Origin of the sequence: Algoriphagus sp. PAP.12 (genome assembly GCF_026652115.1) — a bacterium.
Taxonomy (GTDB): domain Bacteria; phylum Bacteroidota; class Bacteroidia; order Cytophagales; family Cyclobacteriaceae; genus Algoriphagus.
Map to the genome: position 1 here is coordinate 31,946 of NZ_JAPPSQ010000022.1, position 26,582 is coordinate 58,527.

At 38.4% G+C, this 26,582-nt stretch carries 28 protein-coding genes, 1 tRNA gene and 1 riboswitch; of the genes, 12 read left to right on the forward strand and 17 right to left on the reverse strand.

Features of this window, described 5'->3' with window-relative positions; translation table 11 throughout:
* Positions 1 to 13: 13 nt before the first annotated feature.
* On the forward strand, positions 14 to 3,532 hold the full coding sequence (locus O0V13_RS19065; RefSeq protein WP_268036599.1) for a VCBS repeat-containing protein: 3,519 nt from the start codon (positions 14 to 16) through the stop codon (positions 3,530 to 3,532).
* On the opposite strand, the gene O0V13_RS19070 is transcribed toward O0V13_RS19065, so the two are convergent.
* Complete coding sequence (locus O0V13_RS19070) at positions 3,533 to 4,294, reverse strand: creatininase family protein (protein ID WP_268036600.1); 762 nt, start codon at positions 4,292 to 4,294, stop codon at positions 3,533 to 3,535.
* A gap of 84 nt (positions 4,295 to 4,378) precedes the next feature.
* Here O0V13_RS19070 and O0V13_RS19075 point away from each other — a divergent pair, with 84 nt between their 5' ends.
* The 4 genes from O0V13_RS19075 to O0V13_RS19090 all read left to right on the forward strand — a co-directional run bounded on the left by O0V13_RS19075 (position 4,379) and on the right by O0V13_RS19090 (position 8,201).
* Positions 4,379 to 5,365, forward strand: a complete 987-nt coding sequence (locus tag O0V13_RS19075; protein WP_268036601.1) for an isoaspartyl peptidase/L-asparaginase family protein — start codon at positions 4,379 to 4,381, stop codon at positions 5,363 to 5,365.
* The gene (locus tag O0V13_RS19080) at positions 5,362 to 6,105 is read left to right on the forward strand and encodes a copper homeostasis protein CutC (RefSeq protein WP_268036602.1); all 744 of its coding nucleotides are present in this window, start codon (positions 5,362 to 5,364) and stop codon (positions 6,103 to 6,105) included. Before O0V13_RS19075 ends, O0V13_RS19080 begins: the two co-directional genes overlap by 4 nt.
* The gene (locus tag O0V13_RS19085; protein ID WP_268036603.1) at positions 6,102 to 7,628 is read left to right on the forward strand and encodes an FG-GAP repeat domain-containing protein; all 1,527 of its coding nucleotides are present in this window, start codon (positions 6,102 to 6,104) and stop codon (positions 7,626 to 7,628) included. Before O0V13_RS19080 ends, O0V13_RS19085 begins: the two co-directional genes overlap by 4 nt.
* A gap of 111 nt (positions 7,629 to 7,739) precedes the next feature.
* A complete protein-coding gene (locus O0V13_RS19090; RefSeq protein WP_268036604.1) occupies positions 7,740 to 8,201 on the forward strand; it encodes a CBS domain-containing protein in 462 nt (153 codons plus the stop codon).
* A 30-nt stretch (positions 8,202 to 8,231) separates the two neighbouring features.
* On the opposite strand, the gene O0V13_RS19095 is transcribed toward O0V13_RS19090, so the two are convergent.
* The 4 genes from O0V13_RS19095 to O0V13_RS19110 all read right to left on the reverse strand — a co-directional run bounded on the left by O0V13_RS19095 (position 8,232) and on the right by O0V13_RS19110 (position 11,822).
* The gene (locus O0V13_RS19095) at positions 8,232 to 9,404 is read right to left on the reverse strand and encodes a trans-sulfuration enzyme family protein (RefSeq protein WP_268036605.1); all 1,173 of its coding nucleotides are present in this window, start codon (positions 9,402 to 9,404) and stop codon (positions 8,232 to 8,234) included.
* 96 nt (positions 9,405 to 9,500) lie between these two features.
* A riboswitch (SAM riboswitch) is annotated at positions 9,501 to 9,606 on the reverse strand.
* A 57-nt stretch (positions 9,607 to 9,663) separates the two neighbouring features.
* A complete protein-coding gene (gene pth, locus O0V13_RS19100) occupies positions 9,664 to 10,224 on the reverse strand; it encodes an aminoacyl-tRNA hydrolase (protein ID WP_268036606.1) in 561 nt (186 codons plus the stop codon).
* A gap of 70 nt (positions 10,225 to 10,294) precedes the next feature.
* The gene (locus O0V13_RS19105; protein WP_268036607.1) at positions 10,295 to 10,870 is read right to left on the reverse strand and encodes a 50S ribosomal protein L25/general stress protein Ctc; all 576 of its coding nucleotides are present in this window, start codon (positions 10,868 to 10,870) and stop codon (positions 10,295 to 10,297) included.
* A gap of 25 nt (positions 10,871 to 10,895) precedes the next feature.
* A complete protein-coding gene (locus O0V13_RS19110; RefSeq protein ID WP_268036608.1) occupies positions 10,896 to 11,822 on the reverse strand; it encodes a ribose-phosphate pyrophosphokinase in 927 nt (308 codons plus the stop codon).
* A gap of 253 nt (positions 11,823 to 12,075) precedes the next feature.
* Between O0V13_RS19110 and O0V13_RS19115 the strand changes: the two genes are divergently transcribed.
* From O0V13_RS19115 to O0V13_RS19130, 4 genes are all read left to right on the forward strand, one after another.
* Positions 12,076 to 14,796, forward strand: a complete 2,721-nt coding sequence (locus tag O0V13_RS19115) for a M14 family metallopeptidase (RefSeq protein WP_268036609.1) — start codon at positions 12,076 to 12,078, stop codon at positions 14,794 to 14,796.
* 107 nt (positions 14,797 to 14,903) lie between these two features.
* The gene (locus O0V13_RS19120) at positions 14,904 to 15,620 is read left to right on the forward strand and encodes an EcsC family protein (RefSeq protein WP_268036610.1); all 717 of its coding nucleotides are present in this window, start codon (positions 14,904 to 14,906) and stop codon (positions 15,618 to 15,620) included.
* Positions 15,621 to 15,631: 11 nt separating this feature from the next.
* Entirely contained in the window at positions 15,632 to 16,255 is a 624-nt protein-coding gene (locus O0V13_RS19125; RefSeq protein WP_268036611.1) for a Crp/Fnr family transcriptional regulator, read from the forward strand.
* A gap of 58 nt (positions 16,256 to 16,313) precedes the next feature.
* Positions 16,314 to 16,706, forward strand: a complete 393-nt coding sequence (locus O0V13_RS19130) for a nuclear transport factor 2 family protein (protein ID WP_268036612.1) — start codon at positions 16,314 to 16,316, stop codon at positions 16,704 to 16,706.
* 78 nt (positions 16,707 to 16,784) lie between these two features.
* Here O0V13_RS19130 and O0V13_RS19135 read toward each other — a convergent pair.
* Positions 16,785 to 16,857: transfer RNA gene (locus O0V13_RS19135), tRNA-Gln, on the reverse strand.
* A 330-nt stretch (positions 16,858 to 17,187) separates the two neighbouring features.
* Here O0V13_RS19135 and O0V13_RS19140 point away from each other — a divergent pair.
* Positions 17,188 to 17,424 (forward strand): hypothetical protein, encoded by a 237-nt coding sequence (locus O0V13_RS19140; protein ID WP_268036613.1) that lies wholly within the window; start codon positions 17,188 to 17,190, stop codon positions 17,422 to 17,424.
* Between the two features lie 53 nt (positions 17,425 to 17,477).
* On the opposite strand, the gene rplI is transcribed toward O0V13_RS19140, so the two are convergent.
* The 4 genes from rplI to O0V13_RS19160 form a co-directional block, all read right to left on the reverse strand.
* Positions 17,478 to 17,921 (reverse strand): 50S ribosomal protein L9, encoded by a 444-nt coding sequence (gene rplI / locus O0V13_RS19145; protein WP_268036614.1) that lies wholly within the window; start codon positions 17,919 to 17,921, stop codon positions 17,478 to 17,480.
* Between the two features lie 37 nt (positions 17,922 to 17,958).
* Positions 17,959 to 18,210 (reverse strand): 30S ribosomal protein S18, encoded by a 252-nt coding sequence (gene rpsR, locus O0V13_RS19150; protein ID WP_026955569.1) that lies wholly within the window; start codon positions 18,208 to 18,210, stop codon positions 17,959 to 17,961.
* Positions 18,210 to 18,578, reverse strand: a complete 369-nt coding sequence (gene rpsF, locus O0V13_RS19155; protein WP_268036615.1) for a 30S ribosomal protein S6 — start codon at positions 18,576 to 18,578, stop codon at positions 18,210 to 18,212. Before rpsF ends, rpsR begins: the two co-directional genes overlap by 1 nt.
* A 152-nt stretch (positions 18,579 to 18,730) precedes the next feature.
* Positions 18,731 to 19,660 carry a hypothetical protein gene (locus tag O0V13_RS19160; protein WP_268036616.1) on the reverse strand — a complete coding sequence of 310 codons (930 nt, stop codon included), beginning with the start codon at positions 19,658 to 19,660 and terminating at the stop codon, positions 18,731 to 18,733.
* 20 nt (positions 19,661 to 19,680) lie between these two features.
* On the opposite strand from O0V13_RS19160, the gene O0V13_RS19165 reads away from it, so the two are divergent.
* Positions 19,681 to 20,265: a methyltransferase domain-containing protein gene (locus O0V13_RS19165; RefSeq protein ID WP_326492749.1), complete on the forward strand. Its 585-nt coding sequence runs from the start codon at positions 19,681 to 19,683 to the stop codon at positions 20,263 to 20,265.
* Here the strand turns inward: O0V13_RS19165 and O0V13_RS19170 are convergent.
* Positions 20,262 to 21,041 (reverse strand): O-methyltransferase, encoded by a 780-nt coding sequence (locus tag O0V13_RS19170; RefSeq protein ID WP_268036617.1) that lies wholly within the window; start codon positions 21,039 to 21,041, stop codon positions 20,262 to 20,264. The two genes, O0V13_RS19165 and O0V13_RS19170, sit on opposite strands and share 4 nt — an antisense overlap.
* Positions 21,042 to 21,043: 2 nt before the next feature.
* Complete coding sequence (gene apaG, locus O0V13_RS19175; protein WP_268036618.1) at positions 21,044 to 21,430, reverse strand: Co2+/Mg2+ efflux protein ApaG; 387 nt, start codon at positions 21,428 to 21,430, stop codon at positions 21,044 to 21,046.
* 60 nt (positions 21,431 to 21,490) lie between these two features.
* Between apaG and ung the strand changes: the two genes are divergently transcribed.
* On the forward strand, positions 21,491 to 22,153 hold the full coding sequence (ung, locus tag O0V13_RS19180; protein ID WP_268036619.1) for a uracil-DNA glycosylase: 663 nt from the start codon (positions 21,491 to 21,493) through the stop codon (positions 22,151 to 22,153).
* Between the two features lie 39 nt (positions 22,154 to 22,192).
* Here the strand turns inward: ung and lepB are convergent, their stop codons facing one another.
* The 5 genes from lepB to O0V13_RS19205 are packed head-to-tail and all read right to left on the reverse strand — an operon-like array spanning position 22,193 to position 26,315.
* The gene (gene lepB / locus O0V13_RS19185; protein WP_268036620.1) at positions 22,193 to 23,266 is read right to left on the reverse strand and encodes a signal peptidase I; all 1,074 of its coding nucleotides are present in this window, start codon (positions 23,264 to 23,266) and stop codon (positions 22,193 to 22,195) included.
* A gap of 11 nt (positions 23,267 to 23,277) precedes the next feature.
* Entirely contained in the window at positions 23,278 to 24,000 is a 723-nt protein-coding gene (dapB, locus tag O0V13_RS19190) for a 4-hydroxy-tetrahydrodipicolinate reductase (protein WP_268036621.1), read from the reverse strand.
* A complete protein-coding gene (locus O0V13_RS19195) occupies positions 24,000 to 24,611 on the reverse strand; it encodes a DUF5683 domain-containing protein (protein WP_326492750.1) in 612 nt (203 codons plus the stop codon). The genes dapB and O0V13_RS19195 overlap by 1 nt, the downstream gene beginning before the upstream one ends.
* 2 nt (positions 24,612 to 24,613) lie before the next feature.
* A complete protein-coding gene (locus O0V13_RS19200; protein WP_268036622.1) occupies positions 24,614 to 25,531 on the reverse strand; it encodes a ParB/RepB/Spo0J family partition protein in 918 nt (305 codons plus the stop codon).
* Between the two features lies 1 nt (position 25,532).
* Positions 25,533 to 26,315 (reverse strand): ParA family protein, encoded by a 783-nt coding sequence (locus O0V13_RS19205; RefSeq protein WP_268036623.1) that lies wholly within the window; start codon positions 26,313 to 26,315, stop codon positions 25,533 to 25,535.
* Positions 26,316 to 26,582 lie beyond the last annotated feature (267 nt).

Consider the following 26,582-nt stretch of genomic DNA (forward strand, 5'->3'; position numbering starts at 1 on the left):
ACCCAATCTACCCATGAAGTACCCATCTATCTTTGTCTTTCTTTTAGTACTATTTTATATAAGTGCTTGTAATAAAACTGAGACATTATTCGAATTAAAAAGCCCCGAATCTACCGGAGTTACTTTTAATAATGAGATCATTGAGACAGATTCATTCAACATCTTAACCGATGAATATATATTCAATGGTGGAGGAGTATCGGTTGCAGATTTTGACCAGAACGGATTACCTGATTTGTTTTTTACAGGTAACCAGGTTTCCAATAGATTATATCTAAACCAAGGTGATTTTAAATTTGAGGATATCTCTAAAGGAGCAGGAATCGAAGCAGCTACATTTTGGTGTACAGGATCTACTGTTGTAGATATTAATAATGACGGTTGGCAAGATATCTATATCGCAGCAGCCATGAAAACTGGTCCAGGAGAACGGAATAATCTTCTTTTTGTGAATCAAGGAAAAGGATCAAATGGTGAAATTTCTTTTAAAGAAATGGCTTCCCAATATGGAATAGCTGATGCTGGAAATGGGATGGGGGCTGCATTTATTGACTATGATCTAGATGGGGATTTGGATTTGTATGTTCTGAATAATGAGCAAAGCAAAGTGATTCCTTCAAATTATAGAGAGAAAATTACTGATGGGACTGCTATAAATAATGATGCGTTTTACAGAAATAATGGAGATGGAACATTTTCGAATGTTACCAAAGAAGTAGGGATTATAATTGAAGGTTTTGGGCTTGGTTTATTGATTGCTGATTTGAATAATGATGGATGGCCAGATATCCATGTTTCCAATGACTATATCACCAATGATATTTTATATATCAATAATCAAGATGGTACTTTTTCAAACGAAATTTCTAAAAGATTAAAACATCAAAGTCAATTTTCAATGGGTTCAGATATAGCTGATTTCAATAATGATTTGAAGCCAGATATTATGACTTTGGATATGCTTGGAGAGGATAATTATCGAAAGAAGACTACCATTGGTATGAACTCCTACCAGGTTTATTTGAGTAATGAGCAATGGGGGTATGAATATCAATATGTGAGGAATATGCTCCATATGAATAATGGAAAGAATGTTCCTTTCAGTGAAATCGGCATGTATTCAGGTATTTATCAAACGGATTGGTCCTGGGCTCCTTTATTTGGAGATGTTGATAATGATGGGAATAGAGATCTTTTAGTGACAAATGGATTTCCACGAGACATTACTGATAAAGACTTTGCCAATTACCGTGCAGATGTGGGCTCAGTTGCCACAGTAAGACAATTATTGGACTCCATCCCAATTGTGAAAATTCCAAATTATGCTTTTCACAATCAAGGAGATCTGACCTTTATAGATTCTGGCAAATCTTGGGGATTGGATAAACCTTCTTTCTCCAACGGCGCTGCTTTAGTTGACTTGGATCAAGATGGGGACTTGGATTATGTGGTTAATAATATCAATGATCCTGCATTTATTTTTGAAAATCATCTGGATAAAAAAGAAAATAAAGGTTTGTTTTTAAGGTTGAAGCTGAAAGGAAAAGAAGGAAATCCTTTTGGTTTGGGGACAAAGGTAATTGTGATTTTAGAGGATGGTACAAGGCTTTACCAGGAGCAACAAATTGTCCGAGGTTATATGTCAAGTTTGGATGATGTGATGCATTTTGGAGTTGGACCAAATAATTCTATTTCTTCGGTTTTGGCTATTTGGCCTGATGGAAAACGTAGCTTGATCAAAAACCCGGAACTCAATACTGTAATCGATGTCAACTATTCAGATGCAAATGCAGGGACTTCGAACTTTGCAATATTGGATGAAGAAAATGCCGAGTCACTATTTGAGGAAGTGAGTGAAGATCTTGGTTTGGTCTATATTCATGAGGAAGAAGATAAAATTGATTTCAATATCCAAAGAATCTTGCCTCACAAGCTTTCTCAGTATGGTCCATCATTGGCAGTAGGTGATGTCAATGGAGATGGTGCAGAAGATTTGATAGTGGGCTCTTCTTCGGGATTTGAACCTCTTTTATTCACTCAAAATTCTGATGGTTCTTTTGCCAAAAAAATATTACTCCCTGGCGAAAATCCAGCTTTTGAGGAAATGGGGATTCTACTTTTTGATATTGAGAATGATGGGGATCTGGATCTGTATTTAGTCGAAGGAAGCAATGAATTTCCTCAAAATTCAGCTGAATATTCTGACAGGATGTTTTTGAATGATGGGAATGGAAACTTCACATTAGATGAAAATTTCAGTTTAGTGAAGGCTAGCGGAAGTGCTGTAAGAGCAGCTGACTTTGATCAAGATGGCTATTTGGATCTATTTGTAGGAGGTCGAACTCCTGTTGCGCAATTTCCCTATCCAGAAAGGAGCTTTTTGTTGAAAAATGGAAATGGGATTTTAGAGGATGTGACAGATCAAGTAGCTCCAGATTTAAGAAATGTTGGGATGGTCACCGATGCAATTTGGTCGGATGTGGATTTAGATGGCTTGGTGGATCTGGTAATTGTTGGTGAGTTAATGCCGATTACGGTATTTAAAAATGATGGAGAGAAACTAAATCGAATCGAAACTGGACTAGAATCATATTTAGGTTGGTGGAATTCTATCAATTCCGGTGATTTTGATCAAGATGGAGATGTGGATTTTGTAGTTGGAAATATGGGGGCAAATAATCACCACCACCCAACTCAAGAGCATCCTGTAAAAATTTATGCGAAAGATTTTGACAAGAATGGGAGTGTGGACCCTGTTACTTTTTCTTGGTATAAGGGCAGAGATGGAGAATATCAATCTTTTCCTAGCCATTTCTGGGCGGACTTATACGGCCAAAGCACCTTGTTTAGAAAGAAATTTGAAAGGTATAAGACTTATGCTTTGAGTACAGAAGAATCTCTTTTTACCGAAGATGAGAAAAAGGATGCTTTGATTCTGGAAGGTAATTTTGACAAATCGGTATATGTTGAGAATCTAGGAGGAGGAAAGTTTAAAATTCATGAATTGCCTTCTTTGGCTCAATTGGGTCCTGTCAATGGACTATTGACTGAGGATGTTAATGGTGATGGGTTTTTGGACATTCTTTTAGTTGGGAATGATTATGGAAATGAGATTTTCATTGGAAAACTGGATGCGTTAATTGGATTGGTTTTGATTGGAGATGGAAAAGGAGGGTTTGCTCCTATGGAAGCAGCTGAAAGTGGGTTTGTAGTTCCAGGTGATGCAAAAGCCCTAGTGAAAATAGCCTCTGTAAATGGAGGACCTTTGATAGTGGCCTCTCAAAATAGGGATGAACTCAAAGTGTTCAGAGGTAAAACCAAAGAAAACCAAGTAATCGAACCAGGTCAACAAGTTGCTGCACTTTTGGTTGAGCTGGAAAATGGAAAAACTCAAAGGATAGAAATTACCCATGGCGCTGGATTCCTATCCCAGTCTTCTAAAGAGATTACTTTGCCACTTGGAATAAAATCACTGAAAGTAATTGATTACAAGGGTGAGCAAAAGGACTTCGATTTATCTCTGCTAAATTAATTATCGATACAACTCCCCGTGATTCACAGAGCAGATGTCCAGAATTAGGTCAGAAACCTTTTCAGTAACATCCTCAAAATATCGCCTCCCCTTTTCTGTGGAGGCTTTTTTTGGATTACCGATTCCAGTGTCAGCAGTTACCTGAGACCATTTTCTTTCTGCCCAGGCCCATTTTTCTCTTACTCCAGCGATCACTGATTTTTTTTCTTCACCATCACCTGCTTCTTCAAGAGGCAATACCAATTCAGGATGAAGATGCATGATGAGGGATGTTTCTAGTTCGTCAGCATGGTCTCCGCCTTCTTCAAAGTATTCTTTTTTGTCTAAAGCCTGGAACCAATTACAGGTGAAAAGAAGCATGTCTTGGTACTTCAATCCCAATTCCCGTAAAGCAGTTTTGAAATCATTTCCTCCATGACTGTTCAGAATGAGAAGTTTTTTTAATCCTTGTCGATGAAAGACCTCCAGTAGATCTTTCAAAATAGCGAATTGGGTGCTTGGATTTAAATTCATGTCCAAGTAGATATCCGATTGCCCGGTATTGACCCCAAAAGGGATAGTCGGTAGGATTACAACGTTAGCTCCTTTTTCCCATGCCTTCCTTCCAGCTTCTTCTCCTATTGCATCTGCCTCATAAACATCTGTGCCATAAGGCATGTGATAATTATGCGCTTCAGTAGCTCCCCAAGGAAGAACTGCCAAATCAAATCGGTGGTCTTTGAGGGTTTTCCAATTTGCTTCTTTCAGGATATAAGGTCTCATGTTATTTTTAGAGGAATTGAATGAAAAATGGCTTAATTCGGGTCAAAATTGATAATTTGAACGCTCGAATCTAAAATAAGTCTAATGTCTCAAAGAAGAAAATTTATCAAGCAAACGCTGATGAGCTCTGCTCTGTTTATTCCTGGAGTAGGTCAAACATTTGCAAATGGTCCAAAATCACAAAATGCTGGAGAAAAGCCGTTGATTTTGTCTACTTGGAACCATGGACTTCCTGCAAATGCGGCGGCTTTGAAGAAATATACCGAAACAAATAATATACTAGATGCGGTTGAGGCCGGTGTAATGGATACGGAGTTGGACATGAGTAATTTATCTGTTGGTCTTCAAGGATTGCCAGATAGAGAAGGGATTACTACGCTGGATGCTTCAATTATGAAAGGGGATGGATCTTGTGGTTCTGTTGCCTTCGTAAGACAAGTGAAACATCCAATTAGTCTGGCTAGAGTTGTGATGGAGAAAACGCCTCACGTGATGATCGTAGGTGAAGGTGCAAGACAATTGGCGATTGCCGAAGGTTTTCCAATTGAAGAAGAAAAACTAAGTCCGAAAGCTGAAGCCGCTTATTTAAAATGGAAAGAAACTAGTCAGTATAAGCCGGTAATTAATATTGAGAATCATGATACAATCGGAATGATTGGGATTGGTGCTGATGGTAAATTGGCAGGAAGCTGTACGACCAGTGGATTGGCTTATAAAATGCATGGTCGAGTAGGGGATAGCCCAATTATTGGAGCTGGGCTTTATGTTGATGATGAAGTTGGAGCTGCGACGGCTACTGGTCTTGGAGAGTCTATCATTAGAATTTGTGGCAGTTTCTTGATTGTTGAATTGATGCGCCAAGGAAGAACTCCTCAAGAGGCATGTGAAGAGACAGTGAGACGATTGGTTGCCAAAAACGAAAAGAATATCAAAGATCTTCAAGCAGGGTTCCTTGCAATTAATAAAGATGGTGAAGTGGGGGCTTTTGCGGTTCATCCAGGTTTCAATTTTGCCAAAGGAGGACTTCATGGAAATGCAATGATCGACTCCAATAGCTATTTCAAAGGATGAGAGAATTCCTATTAGAATCTCCGGTTTTCAATCTTCAGTCTGCTTTAGATGCTGCTGTTTATGGAGTGGATAGGTTGGAGCTTTGTGCTAATTTTCCTGAAGGAGGAGAGACTCCCAGTGCGGGAATGCTCAAATACCTAAAGAGCGAAGTTGATATTCCTGTTTTCGTAATGATCCGACCTCGTGGCGGAGATTTTTGCTATTCTTCTAAAGAGTGGATGGTAATGAAAAGGGATATTGAAGTTTTGGGAGGGCTTGGAGCAGATGGATTCGTTTTTGGTGTTTTGGATGAAGATGGGAATGTAAACAAAGAAGCTTGCGAATCTTTAATGAGAACAGCAAATGGAAAACCTTGTACATTTCATAGGGCGTTTGATGCTTGCCGTGATCCAAAAGAAGCCTTGGAAGATATTATTTCACTAGGATTTGCAAGGATCCTGACTTCAGGTGCTAAAAATAGTGTTACTGAAGGAATGGGGCTGATAGAGGAGCTTTTGGATGCAGCAAAAGATCGAATCATAATCATGCCTGGAGGTGGGTCCAAAGCGGAGCATGTCACTTATTTGCAGAAATTTCCCAATTTCAAAGAAATTCATGCATCCTGCAAGACCAAGACTCCAGCTGCAAATCGATTTGTAAATCCAGATGTTCAATTTTCATCTGATCCAGATGACTTCAACTTTCACTTGGGGATAGATAAAAAAGTAGTTCTAGAATTTAAAGAGGCTTTTAATTCATGAAAAGGCTTGCTTTCCTTTTCTTAATAATGGCAATTGGCTGCAATCCTATTTCTGAAAGGAAGCAGCCAATTCCTTCTTTATACCGACTCTCACAGATGGATTTGAAGTTGGAGGGAAAGCAATTGGCAGAGCTTTACTGTGCAAACTGCCATCTCAAGCCTGAGCCTGAACTTTTGACTAAAGATATCTGGGAATCCTCCGTCCTTCCGGATATGAGGATGAGAATGGGATTGTATTTGGAAGAGGATTTTGGGAGAACACTTCCTGAAGAGATGGATGTTCCTGAAGGAATCTACTCCAAGACTCCCTTTATCACGGAAGAGAATTGGTCAAAAATAAAGCAATATTACATAGATAATGCTTCCAAAGAACCTTTGCCACAAATTGCTAAAGAGACTCCAACTTTGGGTCTTCCTGGTTTTGAAGTGGGAATCCCAGAATTTGATTTTGTCTATCCAAATCTGACTACGATGGTATCGATTGATGAGAAAGGCGATTTATGGTTGGGACATCGATTTCGGAAGCTTTTTCATTTAGATGAAGGATCAGGTTTTTCAATCATCGATTCGATTTCTACCCCTGTTGCTCCAGTTCAGATTAAATTTACTAAAGACGGATTTGAATTGTTATCCATGGGACTGATGGATCCTGCAAATGATTCATTGGGGACATTTCAAAAGTATCAAATTGAGTCAGGTGTTTGGGAAAGCAATGAGGTTTTTGATCAATTAATAAGACCTGTTCATGTTTCTTATGGAGATTTAAACTCTGATGGAGTTGAAGATTATGTCATTTCTCAATTTGGTAATCACATTGGGAAATTGAGTGCATTTCTTTCAAGTTCATCAGGCTACGATGAGCTTGTGATAAAGGCATTGCCGGGAGCAAGAAAAGTTGAACTTGTCGATATAGATCAAGATGGGGATTTAGATCTAGTAGGTTTGATGACTCAGGCTCAAGAGGGTGTTTTTTTATGGGAAAATGATGGAGAAGGGCATTTTCTGGAAAAACCACTTATTCGATTCCATCCAGCCTTTGGCGGGAGCGATTTTCAAATAATCGATTTCAATCAAGATGGACTTTTGGATTTGGTTGTTGCCAATGGTGACAATGCTGATTTATCTCAACAGTTGAAAGGGTATCATGGTGTTAGGATTTTTTTGAATCAAAATGGTGAATTTGAAGAATCATGGTTTTATCCTATGTATGGAGCAAGTGGGGTGATAGTTGAAGATTTTGATCAGGATGGAGATCAGGATCTGATGACGATTTCTTTCTTCCCTGATAAAAAAGAAAAACCATCTGAGCAATTGATTTATTTTAAAAATGAAGGGAATGTCAACTTAAAGCCATTTGTCTCAGAAGTAAAATGGGATTCAAATTTTTTGATTTTGAGTAAAGGGGATATAGATCGCGATGGAGATATTGATGTGTTTATAGGTGTATTTGATTTTGAGGATTTATATAAGAAACCTTCTGAAAATTGGACTCCCTTGGTTTTGTTGAAAAATAATAATCTGTAAATAATATAAAAAACAATATTTATTTCTTTTAAAGAAATTTAATTCAAATATTGTTTTTTAAAAATCATTTTTTTCAGTATATTATAATTTAACAATAAACCCTTTTCGACTATGGTAAAAAGCTTTCAGGGAGTCAGAATGGTCGAACCCAAAAAGACTCAAACTAATCAAATTCTAGTTCAGGACCACATGAGTACCAATTTGGTAACTTTTCATTCAGATGATACGATTGATCAAGTGATGGAAATATTGACCAAACGAAAAATTTCTGGCGGTCCAGTGGTAGATTCTTCAGGGGCTCTGATCGGGATTATTTCCGAAGTAGATTGTCTCAGGGAAATTATTAAAGGGAAGTATACCAATACCCCAAAATTTCCGGCAAAAGTAAAAGAACATATGTCTACCGATGTGATAACTATCCCACCTGACCTTTCTCTTTTTGATGTGGCTGGAAAGTTTCTTGAACACAAGATTAGAAGATTCCCTGTGCTTAAAAATGGCCGGTTAGTCGGTCAAATTAGTTTATCTGATGTGATACGTGCTTTTCCTAAACTCAAACATACAACCTGGTAGAAAACAAGGCTGTCATTCGACAGCCTTTTTTTATTTAGATTTGGTTAGTGCTTGATCGACATCTTGGATAATGTCGTCATAATGTTCTAATCCTACAGAAAGACGAATTAGTCCGTCTGTAATTCCAACTCGATTTCTCTCTTCTTCAGAAAGCTTGCTATGGGTAGTTGAGGCTGGATGGGTCACAATACTTCTACTATCTCCCAAATTGGCTGTTACAGAAATCATCTGAAGGTTATCGATGAACCTCTGTGCTCTTTGTACTCCGCCTTTTAAATCTAAAGTGACAATTCCACCTCCTTGACTCATTTGTTTTACAGCTAAATGATGCTGTGGGTGTGTTTTCAAAAATGGATATTTCACAGAGATGATCTCCGAATTCCCTTCGAAATGCTCTGCTACAGTCAAGGCGTTGGAGCAATGTCTATCCATCCGAACACCTAGTGTTTCCATACTTTTGGAAAGAATCCATGCGTTGAATGGAGAAATGGCAGGTCCAGTATGTCTCGTAAAGAACTGGACATCTTTAATCAATTCTTTCTTACCGAGAATCAGCCCTCCCAAAACTCTTCCTTGTCCATCAATGTACTTAGTGGCCGAATGCGTTACTATGTGTGCTCCCCATTTAGCTGGTTGCTGTAAATAGGGAGAAGCAAAACAATTGTCAACAACCAAAATCAAATTGTGCGCAGCAGCAAATTTACCAGCCCATTCCAAATCGATAATTTCCAATCCTGGGTTGGACGGAGTTTCGATGAAAAGCATTTTCGTGTTGCTTTGAACGAGTTTATCCCAGTTTTCAAAATCTGAAATATCGCCATAGGTGGAAGTAATTCCCCATTTAGGGAACACTCGAGTCAACAATTGGTGAGTAGATCCAAATAAGGATCTTGCTGCCAAAACATGGTCTCCTTGTTGTAGAAGAGATGCGATACTCGCGAACATTGCGGCCATTCCTGAAGCCGTAGCAATACCATCCTCAGTTCCTTCAGCTGCACAGATTTTCTCAATTAAATCTGTGGAGTTTGGGTTTGCATAGCGAGAATAGATGTTGCCTTCGATTTCATCTGCAAAAGTTGCTCTGGCTTCCTCAGCAGAATCAAAGGTGAAACTAGAAGTAAGATAAATTGGTGCGGAATGCTCCTTTTGATTGGATTTGGATTTTGCTATCCGTATAGAGTTGGTCTCAAAATGTTGGCTCATGGTCCTTACTTGTTTGTAACGTGATAAATATCAGCGCAATCTGAAAATCAGACCCGGGAAGGTAGAACCAAAAAAGGATTAGGAGTAAATAAAGCCAATTTATAGTTCCCAATTCGGGTAGGATTTGGCACCTTTTCGGTAATTCGCCGAATGGTTGCCAGAGGGTCTTAGAGCCTATTCTCTCGCCTCTTCTTTATAAATCAGTTGCCTGAAGTGATGCAAAGTAACATGCTGGAAATCTTATTTCCAAGCATTTGTTTCAATCATTGAATTGAGTCATGGTTTGAGCAATACCAATTGTGCAAAAACCCAGAATCATATCTATTGCTTTGTCCATCATAATTGGTAATTCTGCAAACTCACCTTCAGTGAATTTTCCCAATACAAAATCTACTTGTCTACCCTTTGGAAAGTCGTCTCCGATTCCCATTCTTAATCGAGGGTAGTTTTGTCCACCAGTTAGTGCCTCGATATTTTTAAGGCCATTGTGTCCCGCTGCACTACCTTTAGCTCTCATTCGAAGTTTCCCAAATGGAATAGCAACTTCATCCACTATTACTAAGATGTTTTCTTTTGGGATGGACAATTCTTTCATCCAGTAGTTTACCGCCTTTCCGCTGAGGTTCATGTAAGTGGTCGGTTTGATTACATGAATATTTCTCCCTTTATGCTTGAACTCAGTCTTGAATGCAAGCCTGTCACTTTTCCACTCTGCACCAAATTTATCTGCTAATCTGTCTACAGTGAGAAAACCGATATTGTGACGTGTCAATTCGTATTCAGGGCCAATATTGCCCAAGCCAATGATTAGATATTTCATAATGAATCCTCTAGGATACAAAATAAAAAATCCTGCCTTTTGGGCAGGATTTTAAATGATGTCGATAGAATTATTCTTCAACTTTTTTACCTCTCAATGCTCTTGGGATACCGATGGTAACTACAGAAACATTAGGGCTAGTAAGGATTTCGAAGTTTTCAGGCTTCAATTCACCAACTTTGAAGGATTTTCCAAGTTCCAAAGAAGAGATGTTTACTTCTACGAAATCAGGGAAGTCTTTTGCAAGTCCTTTCACTTTCAAAGATCTGGTCTTCAATTCCAATTTACCCCCTTTAGCAATACCTGGAGAATTTCCAGTTACTTTGACAGGGATTTCGAATTTGATAGGACGATCTTCAGTGTAAGCCATGAAGTCAACGTGCAACAAAGCCTCACTTACTGGGTGGAATTGAGCATCTTTCAATACTGCCTTAACGATAGTACCTTCGATGTTTAACTCTACCAAGTGAACTTCAGGAGTGTACAACAAATCACGGAAAAGGATTGCTGGACTGGAGAAGTGAATTTGCTCAGGGATACCTGGTCCGTAAACCACGCATGGTACACTACCATTGTCTCTGATCTCATTCAAGCTTTGGCTATCGAGATTTGCTCTTTTAAACCCTATAATCTCAAGCGTTTTCATATGTTATGTATTTTAAAATTGGTTCTTAAATAAATAGAGAACTGATAGATGTATGACCAGTTACCGCATGAATAGCTTTGGCAAAAAGGTCAGCTACTGACAATACTCTTACTTTGGAGGATTTCTGGGAAAGAGGGATGGTGTTTGTGATTACCAATTCTTCCAATACTGAGTTTTCAATATTGTTATATGCTTTTCCAGAAAGAACACCGTGAGTGACGATTGCTCTTACCGATTTAGCTCCTTTCTCTTTGATGATTTGAGCTGCTTTACACAAGGTACCTGCAGTATCTACCAAATCATCAACAAGAATTACATCTTTTCCTTCAACATCTCCGATCAATTGCATAGAAGCAATTTCATTGGCTCTTTTTCTGTGCTTATCACAGACAACCATTTCTACTTCAAAGTGCTTCGCATAAGCTCTAGCACGTGCTACCCCTCCTACATCCGGTGCTGCGAAAATCATGTCCGGAAGGTTCAGCTGGGTCAAATAGGGCACAAAGATAGCTGATCCATTTAAATGATCCAATGGTATGTCAAAAAATCCTTGAATCTGACCAGCATGCAAGTCACATGTCATAATTCTGTCAGCTCCTGCAGAAGTGATCATATTGGCAATCAGTTTTGCTGCAATAGATACACGAGGTCTATCTTTTCTGTCTTGACGAGCATAACCAAAATATGGTATGACAGCACAAACTTTGTAGGCACTTGCTCTTTTGGCAGCATCGATCATCAAGCAAAGTTCCAAAATATTATCACTAGGCTGATTTGTACTTTGGATGATGAAAACTGTACAGCCTCGAATGGATTCATTGTAGCTAGGAGACATTTCTCCATCACTAAATTTTGAGAGAGTGACGTCGCCTAATTTTTTGCCATAATTTTTGGCAATCTTCTCGGCTAAATCGGTGCTATTGGAACCGGCAAATATTTTTACCTCAGACATGTAAGAATTGTTTTGTTTGGAGGAAGAATCGATAAGGATACTGAGACAAAAGTAATAATTTTTGATGGCAAGGGAAGTGATGTTAAAGGATATCCGAAGAATATTTTGGAGTTGCTTTTAATTTTTTTCAAAACTTTTAGAATTGATTTTCTCCGATCCTGTAAAAAATATGCGAAAGGGCACTTATTTCAGAGTGCCTCTTTTTTTATGTCTTATTTTAGAGAAATTGACTAAAACCACCAAATAAACTCTTATGAGAAAACGATTTACACTTTTGGGGCTGTTGATGCTTGTTTGGGTCTCTGCGATTCAAGCTCAGCAAGTTCCTACACCAAAATCCCATTTTGGTTTTGATATTGGCGATCCCTACATGCTTGCTAATTTTACAGAAACTGAAGCCTATTTCAAGAAAGTAGCTGAAGCTTCTGATCGCGTACAATATTTCAGTATTGGAAAAACTGAGTTTGGAAGAGAGCAACCGATGCTTGTTATCACCTCTCCTGAAAACCAGGCTCAGTTAGAAAAATATAAAGAAATTTCTCAGAAACTAGGTAGAGCAGAAATCTCTAAAGAGGAGGCAAAAAGACTTTCTAAAGAAGGTAAACCAGTGATCTGGATCGATGGAGGACTTCATGCGAGTGAGGTAGTAGGTGCTCAGCAATTGATTGAGACATTGTATACCCTTGCTTCAAGAAATGATGAGGAAACTTTAAAGATTCTGGATGAAGTGATCATCCTTTTGGTGCATGTCAATCCTGATGGAATGGAAATCATGTCAAATTGGTATATGAGCAATGAGGATGTGGAGAAAAGAAATAAGAATATCCCGGTGCTTTACCAAAAGTATGTTGGTCATGATAACAATAGAGATTTTTATATGAACAATATGTCTGAAGCGACTAATATCTCCCTTCAGCAGTACGTAGAATGGCTTCCGCAAATTATTTATAACCACCACCAAAGTGGTCCTTCGGGAACTGTAGTTGCCGGACCTCCTTACCGAGATCCTTTCAACCATGTGTTTGATCCCTTGATTATTTCAAGTCTAGATGGAGTAGGAGCTGCGATGATTAGCAGATTGTACGAGGAGGATAAGCCAGGGTATACCAGGTTGGATGGTTCCGTATTCTCTACTTGGTGGAACGGTGGACTAAGAACTACTCCCTATTACCACAATCAAATTGGGATCTTGACTGAAATTGTGGGTGATCCTTCACCTTTCTCTATTCCATTGGTTCCAGATAGGTTAATTCCAAACAATGGAACACCATATCCAGTGACTCCGGGTCCATGGCCTTTCAGAAGATCTATCGACTACTCTGTTTCATTGAACTACGGTATTTTGAACCATGCGGTAAGGCATGGAGATGAGCTATTGTATAATTTCTATTTGATGGGTAGAAATTCAATTGAAAGAGGTCAAAATGATACTTGGACCAAATATCCTAAATACGCTCAGGCAGTACAGGACGAATTCAATGCTTCTCGTAAAAAAAGAGACGCTGATGATCCAGAAATGTCGGCTTTTGGATTTAGATCAGGTCTTCCGCTTCAGTTTTATGATTCTGTTTATACTGATCAGTCCAAAAAGGATCCATATGGATACATCCTTTCTGCTGATCAACCAGATTTTCCGACTGCTATCAAATTTTTGAATGCTTTGATCAAATCTGGTATTCGTGTTGAAAAAGCAAATGCTGATTTCTCGGTAAATGGTAAATCTTACCCTGCGGGATCTTATGTGGTTAAAACTGACCAGGCCTTCCGACCACATGTGATTGATATGTTCGAGCCGCAAGATCACCCGAATGATTTTTTGTATCCAGGAGGTCCTCCGATTCGCCCATACGATGCTGCTGGTTGGACTTTAGCTTTTCAAATGGGATCAGAAATCGATCGAATCATGGAAGATTTTGATGGTCCATTTGATGCCGTTCCTTATGGAGAAATCCAAACTCCACCTGCCAAAAATTTGGTAAAAGGTTCAGGTTTCTTGATTGACGCAAGAGGAAATAATGCTTTCATGGCAGTCAATGACTTGTTGAAAGCCAAAGTAAAAGTTTATAGAACTTCAACTGAAGTGAATGGATTGCCAGTAGGTTCTTATTATGTAGGTTCTACAGGCAAGAAAGTCTTAGAAAAAGCGGCCCAGGAGTATGGTGTATATCCAGTTGCTGCCTCTATGCCTAAAGGTGCAAAAGAAATCAAGCCTGCTAGAATTGGTCTGTATGATTACTATGGTGGTTCTATGCCGTCAGGGTGGGTAAGATGGATGCTTGAGCAATTCCATTTTGACTACTCATTGGTATTCCCTCAGGAAATTGACAACGGGGATTTGAATGATAAATATGATGTCTTGTTATTCATAAGTTCTGGTATCCCTTCATATGGTAGTCCTGGCTTCACAAGACCTCAACCCGAGGCTTCTGAAATCGATGAGCAATACCGTCATATGTTGGGAAGCTTTACAGCTGATAAATCAGTTCCACAAATTGAAGAGTTTATCAATAATGGTGGTGAAGTGATCACCGTTGGTTCCGCTACAGACTTGGCGTTCTATCTGGGTGTTCCTGTTTCTGATGCATTGGTAGAAATGGGACCTAATGGGAAGGAAGTTTCTTTAAGTGGTGAAAAGTATTACATCCCAGGTTCGGTATTAGAAATGAACGTTGATAATTCTCAACCAATCAATTACGGAATGGGTGAAACTTCTTATATCATGTTCAATAGATCACCTGTGTTTAGATTGGGGCCTGATGCAGCTAATAAAGGTGTGAAAGCACTAGCTTGGTTTGGTGAAGAAGAGCCACTTCGAAGCGGTTGGGCTTGGGGCCAATCGTATTTGAAGTATGGAGTGACTGCTTTTGAAGCTCAAATTGGAAAAGGTAAATTATATGCCTTTGGTCCTGAGATTACCTTTAGAGCTCAATCGCATGGCACTTTCAAAATGTTGTTTAACGGACTTTACAAATAATCAGAAGTCTCAAATACATATTAAATCCTGCCTTTAGGCAGGATTTTTTTGTTTATATGAAACCAAACTAATACAGGTCGAGTAAATTGGAGAACAGATTTGATTGAATGGATAATTACCAACACTATATAAATGCGGAACTCAATTCCTGGCTCTATCAGATGAAAAAGCCTCCTTCTATCGGAAGCAAGCTTACCCATGGAGTTCAAGGAAAAATCAATCAATGGATTCCAGAAAAAGTTCATAAGGTGGTTACAGCTGCGATTGAGAATATGGTGAAAGCTGTTATTTCAGGATCTTCATGGATTGTTCCTAGGCCAGATTCAGATATGCCCTTGAAAGTACGAGAACTTAAAGTTAGGAGCCGCATTAAATGGTATAGGAACACGGCGTCTGTTGAAGGAGCTGTGACTGGAGCAGGAGGGATTTTAATGGGCTTTGCTGATTTCCCGGCATTCCTTACCATCAAGATGAAATTGCTTTTTGATATAGCGGCCTTATATGGCTTTGATACCAAAGACTATCAGGAGAGGTTGTTTCTGTTGTACGTGTTTCAGCTTTCATTTTCTAATCAAGGAAGAAGAAATGATTTGGTCGGTTTGTTAGAGAATTGGGATGTTTACAAAGAAACTTTGCCTAAAAGTATGGATAAATTTGATTGGAAAACTTTCCAGTTGGATTATAGAGATTATATAGACTTGGCCAAGCTAGCTCAATTGATTCCAATCATAGGAGCAGGGGTTGGTGCTATTGCCAATTATAAATTGACAGAGCAATTGGGGAGAAATGCTATGAATGCATTTCGTTTAAGAATTTTGAATTAACCTTCAATTCCATGAGGGAATTTGTCTCAGAAAAATATTGCCAAGAAAGATTAAAAGCTCATATCAGCTCAATTGTAAAATTGTCCCAGGCTGACTTTGATTATATTTCTACTCATTTTACTACTGAGAATATAGATTCAAAGGTCATTCTTCAAGCTTCAGGAGGCCTATGCAAATTTGAATATTTCGTCGTAAAAGGTTTGCTACAGCATTCCTACATGGATGAATCCGGGAAAGAATTCACCTTGTCATTTCCACATGAAAACTGGTGGGCAGGTGATTTTAAAAGTTTCAAAAACGATCTGCTTACTGAAAAGTCTTTGGTTTCATTGGAGCCAACAAGTCTTTTAAAGATTTCAAGGTCTGATTTTTTGCATTTGCTTGAGAATTCAATTGCTTTCGAGAGATACATTGCCAGGCTTAGCGAAAACAATAGCATTAAAATGCAAGAGAGAGTACTTGCAGATATGTCTTCCAATTTGGAGGAAAAGGTTGGGGTGTTTTATCAATACAATCCAGATCTTGTTTCACGGCTATCCCAAAAGAGAATCGCCAGTTTTTTAGGGGTGAGTCAAGAACACTTAAGTAAAGTCCTTAATAAGAGAAAAGAATTGCCGCCTATTGACCCATCTTAATTTTTTTAGGTTTTCAAATTCTTAGGATTGTGTTTCAATAAACATAATCCTGATAGAAATGCAACATAAAAACCTAGAATTGATCCATTCCTTTTTCAATGCCTACAATAAGAGGGATATGGAGGCTCTAAAAAATATATTGGATCCTGAAATCACTTGGAATATACCAGGGGAACATCCATTAAGTGGACTGAAGAGAGGTGTTGAAGAGGTTTTGGACTATTTTAAAGAGATGGAATATTATCAATTCCACGCAGCTAATCTTGTGATTGGAGTTAATGATTCCTTTGTTGTGGATTGCCATCAAAATTGGACTGATTTCAATGGGGAAAGGTTTGAGGTCATGTCATGTTTATTATGGAAGATCAGAAAAGGTAAAATCGTGGAGGTGTACAATTTTCCAGGAGATCAAAAAGTCATGAATGATTTTTTCATTGCTAACAGGAGATAGTTCCAAACTTTTATAAAAGCTGGATTCAATATCCTTTAAAAAGAAAAAGCCCTAAATCTTTCGAATTAGGGCTTTTCGTTGACCTACTAGGGCTCGAACCTAGACTCTTCTGAACCAAAATCAGACGTGTTGCCAGTTACACCATAGGTCAGTATTTACTTGGAAACTCTTGCGCTTCCGTTAAAGTGACACAAAGGTAGAATTACCTTTTATTTTTTCCAAATTGAAGCGGGAAGTTTTTCGTGAAACAATGAAAGCGATTGAAATACAGAGAGAAAAATATTCCCGACCTATTTAAGCTTTTATTTCATAATTGAAGCCTTACCATGTTTAAATGATGAAAAAATATTAATGAAATCGTTTTAAAATTACGATTGTGTTAAAAATTTATCTAATCTATTGATAATTAGAAAATAAATATCTTGTTTTGTTTGAAAATCACGAAAACAACTAGCCTTTATTTAATATGCAATTGGAAAAAATGGAAAAAACCGTATTTGAAGCGGTGACAAAACTGGAGAAGTTAAAAGTCGAAGGTTCTTTAGGTGCTGAGCTTTCTTGGTGTTGGTTTAGTTTTAAAAACGATCAAAATCCAGAAGGATTGGTTCAAAAAGGTCAAGAAACATTAGCTGTATTTCAAGCTGCGAGGGAAAAAAGTGCAAGATCCGTCTCCAAGAAGCTTGTTGAGGATTTAGAAAAAGTGATAGCCCTTAGTTAATAAAAAAAAGCTCGCCAATTGGCGAGCTTTTGTATTTAGATTCAGAGTATAGCTTATTCAGCTACAACTACGAATTTAACGTCAGTTTTTACTTCTCTGTGTAGATCTACTTCTGCAGAGAATTCTCCAGCTCCGTCTACAGGAGTGTTGATAGAGATTTTCTTTCTGTCGATTTCTACTCCTTCAGCTGCAAGAGCATCAGAGATTTGAAGAGTAGTTACTTTACCGAAGATTTTACCAGACTCACCGATCTTAGCTTTGATTTCCAAAGTTAGAGTAGCAAGTTTAGCTGCGATGTTTTCAGCTTCAGTTTTGATTTTCTCTGCTTTGTGAGCAGCTTGCTTGATGTTTTCAGCAAGAATCTTTTTGTTAGAGCTAGTAGCAAGTACTGCGTAGCCTTGAGGGATCAAGTAGTTTCTGCCGTATCCAGGCTTTACTTCTACCAAATCATTTTTATAGCCAAGACCTTTGATGTCTGTTTTTAATATGATTTCCATTTGTAATGATCTTTTTTGATTGGACGAAAAGGCCGAATTATTTCAAACCATCTGTTACGAATGGCAACAAAGCCAAATGTCTTGCTTTTTTCACAGCCTGAGCAACTTTACGCTGATACTTAGCGGAGTTTCCAGTAAGTCTTCTAGGAAGGATTTTACCTTGCTCATTGACAAACTTCAACAAGAAATTAGGATCCTTGTAGTCAATGTACTTGATGCCGTGCTTCTTGAATCGGCAATATTTTTTCTTGATTTCGCCTCTGTTGATTGGCTCATTAAATAGTGTCATTAGGCTTGCTCCTCCTTAGCTTCAGCTTTTTTGTTAAACTCTCCTTTTCTTCTTCTATCGGCATAAGCAATTGCGTGCTTGTCCAATACAGTAGTCAAGAATCTCATTACTTTTTCATCACGTCTGAATTCTAATTCAAACTTCTTGATGATAGTAGGATCAGCCTTGAACTCCACCAATACATAGAAACCTGTCGTCTTCTTGTCAATAGCATATGCCATTTTCTTCAGACCCCAGTTTTCCACATTGATTACATCTGCCCCCTCTTCTTTTAACAAGTTTACAAACTTGTCGACAGTATCCTTCATCTGAACATCAGACAAAACGGGAGTTAAAATGAATACCGTCTCGTAATTTCTTTGGAACATTTTTTTAATGTGTTTAAGGAATTTGAATAAACAGACCGCAAAAGTAGGGGAAAAACTTCTGTTATCCAAATGGTTTGCTATACTGAAACTGTTCTGTAATCAAAAAAGCCTCTCCTAAATAGAAGAGGCTTCAAATATAAGATTTCTTAATGTTATTTGACGCTGAAGGATTGAGTACCCACTTGGTAATTGTCTACAAAGATCCTTACTTCATGCTCTCCTGAAACATAGTCCGACCCTTTTTCATAGAAAAAAGTCAGGGTTTCTCCAGAGTTGTCAAAAATAATATCCTGCTTTACAGTATAAAATAGCTCTGCGCCATCTACCATAAATGTTCCCGAGCCTTTCGCTACATCAAATATTGGTTGAGTGCTTGGAGCAAGGATTTGAACATATACGTTTCTAGGACCTTTTTCTGCGACTTTGTTGTCAGCAAGGTTGAAACTTACCTTAATTCGTTCAATTTGTCTGTTACGGAAATCCTTGGTGGTTTCTACTCTTTCTTTTCCTCTAGAATTGATCGCTGATATTTCAATGTTCTCAGCTTTAAGCATGGAAGCTACATTTACTTTTTCCTGAAGGTCTTCTTTTTGAAGATTTAGCTGAGCTACTTCTTCCTCAATCTGAGCCTGGGTTGATTTCAGGTCCTGGTTTTCTGCATACAACTGCTGATTCATCGCCCTCAATTCTAATATTTCTTGGTCTTTTTGCTCTATCAACCCAGAATAGCTGTTGATCTTTTGGTTCAAAGCTGCGATTTCAGAGGCGCTTCTTTGTTTTGCAGAGTTTCTTTCAGCGATCAATTGATCTCTTACTTGCTCAAGTGACTCAATGTCTCCGCCCAATTTTTCAATTTCTTGAATTCTTAGGTTCAATTGGTAGGCAACAGAATCCAACCTCTGATTTAGCTCATTGTTTTCGGTAGAAAGTAAAAGAATTTCCTCAGTTTTCTTGGTCCTGTCTACATAGTCAGTATAGAGCTTGATACCACTGATGATCACCAAAAGGACAAGGACGATAATGATGATATTCTTTCCCTGATCTTTTTTTGGTTCGGAATCTTTTTCAAAATTGGAGTTCATTTCTTAATCAATAGGGCTTTATGATGTTTGACTTTGATGAAAAATATTGGACCAGAAGATATGAGCAAGGCTATACTGGCTGGGACATTGGTTATCCATCAACTCCGATAGTGCAATATTTAGACCAAATTGGGGACAAAGATCTTTCAATCTTGATACCAGGTGCGGGAAATGCCTATGAGGCGGCCTATGCTTTCGCTCAGGGCTATAAAAACACTCATATTTTAGATTTCAGTGAATACCCTTTAACAAAGTTTAGGGAAAGCTACCCGGACTTTCCTGAGGGTAATATTTTGCATGAAGACTTTTTTGAGCATGATGGTTCTTATGATCTTGTTTTGGAGCAAACTTTCTTTTGTGCTCTTTCTCCAAATAGGAGAGAAGAATATTGTAAAAAAATGAAAACTCTACTTTCTTCAAAAGGGAGATTGGTAGGTGTTTTATTTGGGATCGAATTCCAAAGGGAAGGCCCTCCTTTTGGTGGAGAAATAATAGAATACAAAAAGCTTTTTTCAGAGCATTTTATTATAAAAAAGTTAGAGCCATGTATCAATTCAATTCCTGCCAGGAAAGGAACCGAATTGTTCTTTGAGTTAGCCCTTTAATAGTCTAAGATGAAATGTGATTTTTCAGCTGGGTAGTCAAAGAATACGATTCCGCATTCATAAAAATCTAAAGTCAACTTTACTAGGGTGTGCTCTTTGATTTCCTTCCAAGCTTTTTCCATACCTTTTGACCAATGTATATCGCCTACAGCTATTATGCTTTTGGAATGGGTGTGTTTTACCAGGTTTTGAAAATAATTGACTGTCCCCTCATAGGTATGGTTTGCATCGATCAATGCAAAGTCAATTGGCGAAATTTCTTCTAAAAAATCCGGAAGATTAGTTTCAATGGGGCCAATTATAGGGGTGATGTTTTCTGGTAAATCCTTCTCAAATGCAACCTTAGCCAGCTCCTTTGATCCCTCAAAAGTATAAACCTTCCCTTTGCAGACTTTGCTCAAGTATCGAGCATTTAGCCCCATGCAAGTTCCTAATTCAAGAATTGTGTTAGTGGGAGTTAAACTAGCGAAGTATTGGTACAGTTGATTGAATTTTCTAGATGAAGTAGAATACTTGGTTACCCTTGAGATTTTTCGATGCATTCCGGGGACTTTCTTTGATCCAGCGCCCAAATCCAATATTTCTATTTCACGATTGTCATGAAGGAAATTAATTCGGATATCCTCTATATCAAGATCTTGTTCTTTTTTAACCTCTGAAAATGCCTTTAGACCCTCAAATAGTTGAAAGACTTTTGGACTTTGTAATGAATGGCGATCTTGTTTGAGAAGCCAGTGATTTAGATAGGAAAAGAAGGGGTGAGATTTTGAACCCAAGATTAATTATGAAAAATATTGGCAATCATCTGAAATTCTGGGACGGTAACCTCTATATTTTTGCCATCAAATAGCTTTTGCATGCTATATGAGCCTCTCATTTTACCCATACCAGATTTCAAATTGCAACCAGAAACATAACTGTGAGATTGTCCAGGTTCCAAAATTGGCTGTTGCCCAACTACGCCATCACCCTCTACGATTTTAGTGGTTTCAGCGGCATCGGATATCACCCATTTTCTTCTTAAAAGTTGAACAGTATGAGTACTTTTGTTTTGAATGGTTACTTTGTAGGTAAAAACGTAATGGTGCTGTAAAGGGCTCGAGAACTCAGCCTGATAAGTTACTTCTACGCTTACTTCTATCCCGTTGGTGATAGCTGTTACCATGATATCATCTTAAAAGTTAGCAAATATACAACGAATTCTTTGAATATCAATATAATATAAATGGATGTCAAAATTGAAGAAAGTTGGAAAGAGATTTTAGGTACAACTTTCGACCAGCCTTATTTTCAAAATTTAGTAGCCTTTGTGAAGGACGAATATTCCAAAGGAAAAGTTTTTCCTCCAGGTAAAGATATTTTCAATGCTTTTGATTACTGTCCTGTTGATCAGGTTAAAGTTGTGATTTTGGGACAAGACCCATATCATGGCGATGGCCAAGCACACGGATTGTCATTTTCTGTAAAACCTGGAGTTCCCTTTCCGCCAAGTTTAATGAATATTTTCAAAGAAATTAAAGCAGATCTGGGGAAGGATATGCCTCCAAATGGGGACTTGAGCAGATGGGCAAAGCAGGGTGTGTTTTTGCTAAACGCCACATTGACAGTGAGAGCGCATCAGGCCGGCTCACATCAGAAAAAAGGTTGGGAAGAATTCACTGATTCTGTGATTCGCAGTATTAGCCAAGAGAGAGAAGATGTTGTGTTTTTGCTTTGGGGTGCATATGCTCAAAAGAAAGCGGATCTGATAGATTCGAATAAGCATTTGATTTTAAAAGCTCCTCATCCAAGTCCTCTTTCGGCTCATAGGGGTTTTTTAGGTTGCAGACATTTTTCAAAAGCCAATGAGTATTTGAGCTCGAAAGGGATAGATCCAATTGTCTGGTAAAAACAAAAGGCACATCATTTTGACAGCCTTTTGTTTTATTTAATTAATTCCTTTGAAAATTCTGCTCCATCTTATTTTGCTAAACATCGATTCGTACTTGTCAAGGGAAAGCCATAAGAACCACGCTTTTCCTACAATGTGATCTTCTGGGACAAAGCCCCAATAGCGTGAGTCCAAAGAATCATGTCTATTGTCTCCCATCATGAAATAATAATCTTGTTGGAAAGTATAACTGTCTACTTTTTGTCCAGCTATAAAAAGCTCTTGACCTTTTACTTCTACTTGATCATGACCTTCATAATGAAGGATTGTAAAGCCGTAGCGATCTACATTATCTGGAGTCATTTCGATTGTCCAACCTTCACCTGGGACAGTTAGTGGTCCATATTGGTCTCTATTCCATTTGGAGGCATAAGCTTCTGGGAAAATTCGATCTTCTCCACCTGGAGGCATGATTCTCTTGGCAACTTTGGTTACCACTGGAGAAGCCTCAAGCCGTGCTATGATTTCATCCGTCGCAAAAACCCAATAACCTGATCCGTCAGAGAATGCAAAATAATCCTCCTGTCCAATTCCGTAGTCTTTGAAAAAGTCAAGGTTTAAAGGACGGTTGGTCAAGACGTCATAAGAGTACTGCATTTCCTCAGGTTTCAAAGCTGGTTGACCAGAGATTGAGAGATTCCCATCTTTAATTTCAATTACATCACCTGGTACACCAACAGCCCTTTTGATATAATTCGTTTTCAGGTCGTTTGGATACTGAAATTCAACCGGATAATTAAATACTACCACATCGTTTCTTTCAACATCCGAAAAACCAGGAAGTCTATAATAAGGAAGCTGTATTGCATCAGAATAAGATGGTATTTCTGTCCCCCACACTTTTTGATGAGTCAATGGTACCTGGAGTGGAGTTTTAGGAATCCTGGTTCCGTAATGCATTTTACTTACGAAAAGGAAATCACCCACTAGAAGGGTTTTTTCCATGGAGGCAGTTGGAATAGTAAAGGGCTCTAAAAGCAACCATCGGATCAAACTTGCCGCAACAACCGCAAATACCAATGCGTCAATCCACTCCCGTGCTGCCGATTTTTTTTGTTTTGTCTTACTCATGAGTTTAAGGTTCAAAAAGAAAGGAAATCATTCATGGAAAGGACTCCTTTTTTGCCTTGGATCCATTCCGCCACCAAAACTGCGCCAAGGGCAAACCCCTGTCTGCTATGGGCTGTATGGGAGATTTCAATATCGTCTATTTCAGATTGATATCTAATGATATGAGTACCAGGGGCCGGATCAATTCTTTTAGAGGTGATTGGAAGTGATTGTTCGCTTCCGTCCATTTCTCCGGTCAAATACCAATCTTTAAAATCAGCTTTATTGTCAATAATTCCTTCCGCCAAAGTGATAGCGGTGCCTGATGGTGCATCTTTCTTTGCAGTATGGTGAATTTCTTCGATGCTTGCAGTGTACCCGGTTGTCTCATTCATGAGTTTGGCTAAAAACTCATTGACTTTGAAAAAGATATTAACCCCGATGCTATAATTGGAAGCATAAAAGAAAGCTCCGTTTTTTTCTGCAGTTAGGACATCTAGTTCAGGCTTTTTTTCTAGCCAGCCAGTCGTGCCGGATAAAATAGGGATTCCGTTTTCAAGGCACCATTTGATGTTTTCAACAGCAGCTTCAGGTTGGCTAAATTCAATCGCAGCATCGATTTGGGATGCGTCTAGTTGATCCAACTCTGATCTGTTGTCGATATTAATTTTTCCTGCAAGGCTATGTCCTCTTGATTCAGCGATCTGTCCGATCAGATGGCCCATTTTTCCATAGCCCAATAGTAATATGTTCATTATTTGAATTTTAATTTTAAAGTTAGTCCCATCTGTTGATTTTGGGCAGAAAATGAACCGAAATTTGGTTCAAAGCCCAAAGCTAAGTCTTCTGAGATATCAAAACCAGATAGATGTGCATCAACATTGGCATCAATAATATTTAATGCATAAATCCCTGCCATTAATAGGATAGTGAGATCTCTATTACTCCTCCAATAGTCTACATTCCTCACCAGAGCTTCTCTATTTAAGTTGGGAAAAGCATTCGTGTCACCATCGTCATAAGCGAATAAAGCTTCTCTGAAAACTTGGTATCGCTTATTGTTGAATCCAATGAAATAAATGTCTGTAATGAATCCTGCGTAGAGGATAGGTACTTTCCATGCTTTGCCATTATAAACTTGTCCTGCGCCTGGCAAAATGGCTGAGAGGAGCGTTGCTTTCCTCGGATCCTTAGGAAGAGAAGAATAATCAGGCTTTTCTTCCTTCTTTTTAATCTTTTCAGTCTTTACCTCTGCCTCATTTTGAGCTAAAACCGGTTGAAACAGCAATAAACCAAAAAACAAAAGTCCCAAGGAAATCCATGGGGCTTTGCTTTTCGCTAAGAAATGTTGTTTTGTTGGTTTCAAGATTAAATGATTTCAAGGATTTCAAGAATCCTATTTAGATCTGAAGCTGATGTGAAAGGGATTTTAATCTCACCCTTATTTTTATCGTTCGCTTTAAGGTTGACTTTGGTTCCAAAATGAGAAGCCAGTCTCTGCTGGATTTTGTTCATTTCATATTTCCGAACAGGATCCAGATTTGGTTCAGATTTTTTCTCTGGTTTACCCTCATTCAACGCTTTTACCAAAGCTTCTACTTTCCTTACGCTTAGTTCTTCCTCAACAGCCTTTTTGAAGATAGCCAACTGTTTTTCTACATCTTCGATGTTGATCAAAGCTCTGGCATGCCCCATGGAGATCTGTTGATCTCTGATCGCGGCTTGGATTGTAGGAGGTAATTTGAGGAGTCTTAGGTAATTGTTGACAGTGGTTCTGTTTTTACCGACTCTGTCCCCGAGCTGTTCTTGCTTCAAATCACACTCTGCCAAAAGGCGCTGATAAGAATGGGCAATTTCCAATGCATTCAGGTTTTCCCTCTGAATGTTCTCAATCAATGCCATTTCCAGCATTTGCTGGTCATTAGCAGTCCTTACGTACGCAGGAATTTTCTCCAGCCCTGCAATTTTGGAAGCTTGGAATCTTCTTTCACCAGATATCAACTGATATTCATTCTGATCCAGTTTTCTGACGGTGATAGGCTGAATGATCCCTTGAACTTTGATGGATTCAGCAAGTTCTGCCAAAGCATCTTTATCAAAATGAGTCCTTGGTTGATATGGGTTAACCTGGATTTCTTCTAGTTTAATTTCGAAGATTCCAGTTTTAACTACTTCAGGAAGAATTTCTTCTGTTTTTGTACTATTCTTGGCAGGGCTGTCTTCCAATAAAGCGCCTAGCCCTCTTCCTAGGGCAGATTTTTTCCGGGTAGGTTTTTGATCAGCCATGTTATGAATTTACTTTTTGAAGGCCATTTTTCTGTGCGATTTCACTGGCCAAATTTAAATAAGCGACAGCTCCTTTTCCATCAGCATCGAAAGCAATTGCAGGCATCCCGAAACTCGGTGCTTCAGATAGCCTTACATTTCGAGGGATGATGGTGTCGAACACCATATTTTTAAAGTGAACTTTCACTTCTTCTACCACTTGATTGGACAATCGCAATCTCACGTCATACATTGTAAGTAAGATTCCTTCTATTTCCAAGTCTGGATTCAAACGAGTCTGGATAATTTTTATTGTATTGAGCAATTTACCCAAACCCTCCAATGCAAAATACTCACATTGAACGGGTATAATTACCGAATTAGCAGCTGTTAATGCGTTGATGGTAATCAAGCCCAAAGAAGGGGAGCAGTCAATGATAATAAAGTCATAATCATCCTTCAAAGGTGTAATGACTTCTTTCATTTTTTCTTCTCGATTATCCATATTGATCATCTCGACCTCAGCACCTACCAAGTCAATATGTGAAGGTACCAAATCAAGATTTTCTATTTCAGTCTTTAGGATGATTTCCTTTACATCTATCCCATCTACCATGCATTCATAAATGCTTGTAGAGATTGATTTAGGGTCATGTCCAACACCAGAAGTTGTATTAGCTTGTGGATCGGCATCAATAACCAGGGTTTTATGCTCCAGAACTGCTAAACTGGCTGCCAGATTCATGGCGGTTGTTGTTTTTCCAACTCCTCCTTTCTGATTGGCTATCGCAATTATTTTTCCCATGGTTGTGTTTAAAATTTAATCTCAATATTAAGCAAATTCCATTCTTTATCGACCTTGAGGCCTCCTTTTTTTATCCACATATTCTCAACGTGCCGGGACAGGAATTGACTGGAATAGTTGAGAAATACTTCTAAATAAGCTTAAATATCAAAGTTTTATTTTTTTAGTATTGTAGATAAAGTCAGATGTTAAATTTTCTTGTTTATCAAAACTGGTCTGATTCAAAGGTTTGCATTAGCCATTAAAAAAAGGCCCGAAGGCCTTTTC

Coding starts and splice junctions, on each gene's coding strand:
- O0V13_RS19065 (WP_268036599.1), top strand. CDS start 14: ATGAAGTACCCATCTATCTTTGTCTTTCTTTTAGTACTATTTTATATA.
- O0V13_RS19070 (WP_268036600.1), bottom strand. CDS start 4,294: ATGAGACCTTATATCCTGAAAGAAGCAAATTGGAAAACCCTCAAAGAC.
- O0V13_RS19075 (WP_268036601.1), top strand. CDS start 4,379: ATGTCTCAAAGAAGAAAATTTATCAAGCAAACGCTGATGAGCTCTGCT.
- O0V13_RS19080 (WP_268036602.1), top strand. CDS start 5,362: ATGAGAGAATTCCTATTAGAATCTCCGGTTTTCAATCTTCAGTCTGCT.
- O0V13_RS19085 (WP_268036603.1), top strand. CDS start 6,102: ATGAAAAGGCTTGCTTTCCTTTTCTTAATAATGGCAATTGGCTGCAAT.
- O0V13_RS19090 (WP_268036604.1), top strand. CDS start 7,740: ATGGTAAAAAGCTTTCAGGGAGTCAGAATGGTCGAACCCAAAAAGACT.
- O0V13_RS19095 (WP_268036605.1), bottom strand. CDS start 9,404: ATGAGCCAACATTTTGAGACCAACTCTATACGGATAGCAAAATCCAAA.
- pth (WP_268036606.1), bottom strand. CDS start 10,224: ATGAAATATCTAATCATTGGCTTGGGCAATATTGGCCCTGAATACGAA.
- O0V13_RS19105 (WP_268036607.1), bottom strand. CDS start 10,870: ATGAAAACGCTTGAGATTATAGGGTTTAAAAGAGCAAATCTCGATAGC.
- O0V13_RS19110 (WP_268036608.1), bottom strand. CDS start 11,822: ATGTCTGAGGTAAAAATATTTGCCGGTTCCAATAGCACCGATTTAGCC.
- O0V13_RS19115 (WP_268036609.1), top strand. CDS start 12,076: ATGAGAAAACGATTTACACTTTTGGGGCTGTTGATGCTTGTTTGGGTC.
- O0V13_RS19120 (WP_268036610.1), top strand. CDS start 14,904: ATGGATAATTACCAACACTATATAAATGCGGAACTCAATTCCTGGCTC.
- O0V13_RS19125 (WP_268036611.1), top strand. CDS start 15,632: ATGAGGGAATTTGTCTCAGAAAAATATTGCCAAGAAAGATTAAAAGCT.
- O0V13_RS19130 (WP_268036612.1), top strand. CDS start 16,314: ATGCAACATAAAAACCTAGAATTGATCCATTCCTTTTTCAATGCCTAC.
- O0V13_RS19140 (WP_268036613.1), top strand. CDS start 17,188: ATGGAAAAAACCGTATTTGAAGCGGTGACAAAACTGGAGAAGTTAAAA.
- rplI (WP_268036614.1), bottom strand. CDS start 17,921: ATGGAAATCATATTAAAAACAGACATCAAAGGTCTTGGCTATAAAAAT.
- rpsR (WP_026955569.1), bottom strand. CDS start 18,210: ATGACACTATTTAATGAGCCAATCAACAGAGGCGAAATCAAGAAAAAA.
- rpsF (WP_268036615.1), bottom strand. CDS start 18,578: ATGTTCCAAAGAAATTACGAGACGGTATTCATTTTAACTCCCGTTTTG.
- O0V13_RS19160 (WP_268036616.1), bottom strand. CDS start 19,660: ATGAACTCCAATTTTGAAAAAGATTCCGAACCAAAAAAAGATCAGGGA.
- O0V13_RS19165 (WP_326492749.1), top strand. CDS start 19,681: ATGATGTTTGACTTTGATGAAAAATATTGGACCAGAAGATATGAGCAA.
- apaG (WP_268036618.1), bottom strand. CDS start 21,430: ATGGTAACAGCTATCACCAACGGGATAGAAGTAAGCGTAGAAGTAACT.
- ung (WP_268036619.1), top strand. CDS start 21,491: ATGGATGTCAAAATTGAAGAAAGTTGGAAAGAGATTTTAGGTACAACT.
- lepB (WP_268036620.1), bottom strand. CDS start 23,266: ATGAGTAAGACAAAACAAAAAAAATCGGCAGCACGGGAGTGGATTGAC.
- dapB (WP_268036621.1), bottom strand. CDS start 24,000: ATGAACATATTACTATTGGGCTATGGAAAAATGGGCCATCTGATCGGA.
- O0V13_RS19200 (WP_268036622.1), bottom strand. CDS start 25,531: ATGGCTGATCAAAAACCTACCCGGAAAAAATCTGCCCTAGGAAGAGGG.
- O0V13_RS19205 (WP_268036623.1), bottom strand. CDS start 26,315: ATGGGAAAAATAATTGCGATAGCCAATCAGAAAGGAGGAGTTGGAAAA.